The sequence below is a fragment of the Variovorax sp. P1_G12 genome (assembly GCF_056405555.1).
This window is the reverse complement of sequence record NZ_JBFUBW010000080.1, coordinates 1-5050: the sequence shown is the minus strand read 5'-3', so window position 1 is coordinate 5050 and position 5050 is coordinate 1. Positions and strand designations below refer to the sequence as shown.

Sequence of the window (5050 nt, the reverse complement as noted above, 5' to 3'; positions counted from 1 at the left end):
ACCCGGGACGCTTACAGGATGGTGACGTGAACCCTGTCCTCGACCAGCAGTTCGCTCGTCCCAGCCACGTTGGTGTAGGCGTGATAGACCGAGCCGTCCACGGTCTTCGTTCCCGCGTCGGTCCAGCGATCGGCGGCCGCCCCGGTATTGACCAGCTTCACCTGGCCAGTGTCATCGCCATGCACCACCAGCTGCGTCTTGCCGTCGCTCACCAGCAGGTTGGCCTGGCCGAGCCGCGTGATGTCGCTCATGTGCACAGCCAGGGTGTTTCCGCCGTCGCTGCCGAGATCGAAGTGCTCGAAACCCTTGACCTTGCTCTGCAACGCCGTGAGGTCCAGGTTCATGCCCTTCCCGTCCATCACCAGGGTGTCGATGCCCGCACCGCCGTCGACGTTCGTGAAGGTCAGGCTGCTGATCCGCACCACATCGTTGCCGGTACCGCCCAGGGCGATGTCCTTGCTGCCGATGTTGGTGATGGTGTCATTGCCCGCGCCGCCCGACAGGAAGTCGACGCCGCTGGTGCCGATCAGCAGATCGTCGCCGCTGGTGTAGTCCTGCGTGAAGTTCGGTGTCGAGTAGTAGACGAACACCGAGCCGGAATTTCCGCCGTTCGAATTCTGCAGCGGAGCGCCGACCGCGATGTCCGCCACGCCGTCACCGTTCCAGTCACCCACCGTCACGCCCGAACCCAGCCATTCGCCAGTGGTCTGTCCGCGCAGCACATAGCCCTTGGACGGATCGTTCATGATGTCCTTGATCGAGATCACCGGCGCCTCGAAGTTCTCGCTGCGCCCGTAGACCACGTACACCGCACCGTTGTCGGTCAGGCCGCTGCCGTCGGCATAGCGGGCACCGACCAGGAAGTCGTTGATGCCGTCGCCGTTGACGTCGCCCAGACCGCGCAAGCTGGTGCCGAACCATTCCGTCGCCGTGCTCTGGCTGGTGGCCGTCGATTTCTCGTTGACCAGCAGGAAGCCGTCGTTGGCCGTGAAGGTCGGGGTGTACCCGGTCGGCGCCCCCGATCCAGGAGTGAAGAAAGCATCCAGGTTGATGTCCTTCCCATACCCGCCTTCCTTGCCGTAGATCACCCACACCCGGCCCGGATCGCCCGGATCGGAGTACGGAGCGGCAATGGCGAAGTCGTCGATTCCGTCGCCGTTGATGTCGCCCAGGCCCGTGATGAGGCTGTGCGATTCCGTGGAGTTCGACCCACCCAGCCACTCGTAGTGCATGGCGTTGATGCGAATGCCCTGGTCCGGCGTCAGGGTGCCAAGGTCCAGATTCGCCGGCAGGCCGTCCTTGTTGCCGTAGATCAGGTACGAGGTCCCCGCCGATTGCCCGTTCTGCCACGACAGCACGTTGCCCGCGCGCGGATCCGAGATCACGAAGTCCTCGATACCGTCGCCGTTGACGTCTCCGACGCCATTGATCGATTCGCCGAGGTCGACGTTTCGCACGATGCCCGGGTTGGCGAGCGAGCCACCGGTGGCGTTCGGGGTGCCCTTGATCATCGTGCCGCTCACGCCACTGGGCAGCGTCCAGGCATTGTTCTGGTAGACCAGATCGACGTTCGACCAGTTGCCGCCGTGACCGTAGATCACCATGGCGCTGCCCGAGGAGCCGACGCCACCCTGGCGGTCGCCGATCATCAGGTCGGCATAGCCGTCGCCGTTGATGTCGCCGCCGCCCGAGGCGAAGCCGAACCAGCTGTCGGCGGACACGGGGATCGAGACCTTGAAGCCGTACTGGTTCTGGCCCGCGTCGATCAGGTTCAGGTTGAATGACCCGCTGGCATAGGTGCCGGCCGCGCCGCCGAAAACGACGTAGACCTTGTCGTTCCAGTGCGAGCCGACCAGCGCGTCGGCATAGCCGTCGCCGTTGACGTCGCCCAGCATGTTGATGGTGTAGCCCATCCGATCGGCGCCCTCCTGGGGAGGGGTGGCACCGTAGATCTTCAGGCCCTGCTCCGGCGTGAGATTGGCAATGTTGCCCACGCTGGCCAGTCCGCGCTCGGAGCCGTAGAGGATGTAGGCGGCGCCCACATCCCCGCGCCCATTGCGGTCCACCCAGGGCGCCGACACCATCATGTCGTCGATGCCATCGCCGTTGAAGTCACCGATATTGGTCACGTCCCAGCCGAACTGGTCGCCGGCCGTTTCGCCCGTGAGCACCTGGCGGATATTGCTGTCGATGACCAGGTTCGCGTTCTTGTCGTCGAGCGTCGAAACCGAGCTCGAGACATTGCCGGCGAGGTCGGTCAGCACCGCCTTCAGGTGGTAGGTGCCGTCCTTCAGGCTGGGCAGGTCGTAAGTCCAGCTGCCGTCGGCGTTGACCGTGATGCCGCTGGCGAAGATGCGGTCGCCCGCATCCAGCTTGCCATCGTTGTTGACGTCGTCGAACAGCGTGACGCGCAGCTTGCTCAGGTCCGTGTCGCTGCCCGTCCCGACCTTGCCGCTGATGGTGGGCGTCTTGCTCGAGGTGATGTTGTCGGTGTTCGAATCCCCCCAATCGCTCGAGGTGGCCAGGTCGACCGTGGTCTTGTTGGTCGGACCCTGGGTGTCGATCGTGACCGTCCTCTGGTCGATGTCGCCCGCCACCCCGGCGGCGCTGACCACGCGCACCGCGTAGACGTATTGGCCATCGCTCAGGGTCCGGCTGTCGACATAGCTCCAGCTCGTGCCGCCGGAAACCACCACGTCCTGCCAGGACTTGCCGCCGTCGAGCGTGATCTGGGCACGCTGCCCGCTGCTCAGCGCCTGGCTCAGCGTCCCGTTGATCGTCAGCGACGTGTCGCTGGTGACGAAGTCGTGGTCTGAGGACCCGGTGTCGTCCGTGATGGAGGTGATGGCGATCGACGACGCAGGCACGCTGTCATCGAAGGTCACCGCGTACGGCGGGCTCGGCTCGGTCTTGTTCCCCGCAGGGTCCATCTCCACCACCGTGAACTCGTTCACGCCACCGGCCAGCGGCGACTGCACCTGCAGCGACCACTTGCCGTTCGCATCCACCGTCGCGCGGCCCAGCACATGGCTGCCCGTCACGTCCTTCACCGTCACGATGACGGTGTCGCCCGCCGTGCCCGTGCCATGGATCACCGGTCGGCTGTCGTCCGTCGTCCCGCCCGACGCCACGTTGCCCGTCACCAGGCCAATGTCGTCTTCCACTCCAGTGATCGCCAGCTTCGTCGCATCCGGCGCCGTGTAGTCGGTCGTCACCGTGAACTTGTCCGACTCCGCACTGGTGTTGCCCGCCACGTCGGTCGCCGTCACCGTGAACTCGTGCTTGCCTTCGTTCAGGCCGGTCGTCGGCGTGTAGCTCCAGTCTCCGTTCGCATCGGCCTTCACGCTGCCCAGCAGCTTGCCGCCGTCGTACACCGTCACCGTGCTGCCCGCTTCGGCCTTGCCCGTCAGCGTCGGCGACGGGTCGTCCGTCGTCGCTCCGTTGGCCAGCGCGCCCTGCACTTCGCCCACGTCGTCCGTCACCTCGCGGATCGTCGGCACCACCGGCGCCACCGTGTCCACGTTGAAGGTGAACGGCGGGGTCGCTTCGCTCACGTTGCCCGCCTTGTCGGTGGCCTTGGCCGTGATGCTGTGCGCGCCCTGCCCCAGGTCGCCCAGGGGCGTGAAGCTCCACGTGCCATCGGACTTCACCGTCGTCGTCCCCAGCTCGGTCGTGCCGTCGTACACCGTGATGGTGCTGTCGGCCTTGCCCTTGCCACGGATCTCCGGACGCGTGTCGTCCGTCACGCCGTTCGACGCAATGTTGCCCGTGATCGCGCCCTGGTCGTCCACCAGCGCGCTGATCGACACTTCAACCTTCGAGGTGTCCACCGTCACGTTCACCGGCGCGCTCGGCGCGCTCGCGTTGCCCGCCGGGTCGGTCACCACCGTCGTGAAGCTGTGCGAGCCGTCCGCCAGGCCCGTGTCCGGCGTGAAGCTCCAGTTGCCGTTGCCGTCCACCAGCGCCTCGCCGAGCTTGGTGCCGTTGTCGCTCACCGTCACCGTGCTGCCCGCTTCGGCCTTGCCGCTGAAGGTCGGGCGGTTGTCGTCCGTGGTCTCGTCACTGGTCAGCGGGCCCTGCTTGGCGCCCACGTCGTCCGTCACCACCAGCCCGCTCACCGCGTCCGGCGCCTTCGTGTCGATCACGAAGTTCCAGATGCCGGTCGCATCGCTGGTCTGGCCCACCGGGTTGGTCGCCGTCGCCGTCAGGTTGTGCGCTCCATCGGCCAGGTTCGCGCCCGGCGTGAAGCTCCACTTGCCGTTCGCATCCGCCTTCACCTCGCCCAGCAGCGTCGCACCGTCATAGATCTTGACGGTGTTGCCCGCTTGCGCCGTGCCGGAGATGGTCGGCGTCGCGTCGTTGGTCACCTCGCCCTTCTGCAGCATGTGCACCACGCCCACGTCGTCCAGGACGTTCTCGATCACCGGCACGGCCGGTGGGACCGTGTCCACCGTCACCGCGTACGGATCGCTCGGCTCGGTCTTGTTCCCCGCAGGGTCCATCTCCACCACCGTGAACTCGTTCACGCCACCCGCCAGCGGCGACTGCACCTGCAGCGACCACTTGCCGTTCTCGTCCACCGTCGCGCGGCCCAGCACATGGCTGCCCGTCACGTCCTTCACCGTCACGATGACGGTGTCGCCCGCCGTGCCCGTGCCATGGATCACCGGTCGGCTGTCGTCCGTCGTCCCGCCAGACGCCACGTTGCCCGTCACCAGGCCAATGTCGTCTTCCACCCCAGTGATCGCCAGCTTGCTCTCATCCGGCTTGGTCAAGTCCACGCCAAACTCGAAGGGGTCCGAAGGATCGCTTTCGTTGCCGGCCTTGTCGGTTTCAGTGATGGTGATCGCGTGCGGTCCCTCGGCCAGGTCCTCGGCCGGGGTCAAGGTCCAGCGACCCTTGTCGTCGACGACGACCTCGCCGATCGGGTTGCCGTTGTCGTAGACGGTGATGGTGTCGCCGGGCGTGCCATTGCCAGTGAATTCGGGCTTGGCATCGTTCGTGACGCCGCCCTTGGAAATAAATCGGGCCGGTGATCTCTACGACGTCG

At 66.0% G+C, this 5050-nt stretch carries 1 protein-coding gene; it reads right to left on the bottom strand.

Annotated features, from left to right (window positions below; translation table 11 throughout):
* Nucleotides 1-11: 11 nt before the first annotated feature.
* Nucleotides 12-5021, bottom strand: a complete 5010-nt coding sequence (locus AC1D2O_RS37530; protein WP_478158913.1) for an Ig-like domain-containing protein — start codon at nt 5019-5021, stop codon at nt 12-14.
* Nucleotides 5022-5050 lie beyond the last annotated feature (29 nt).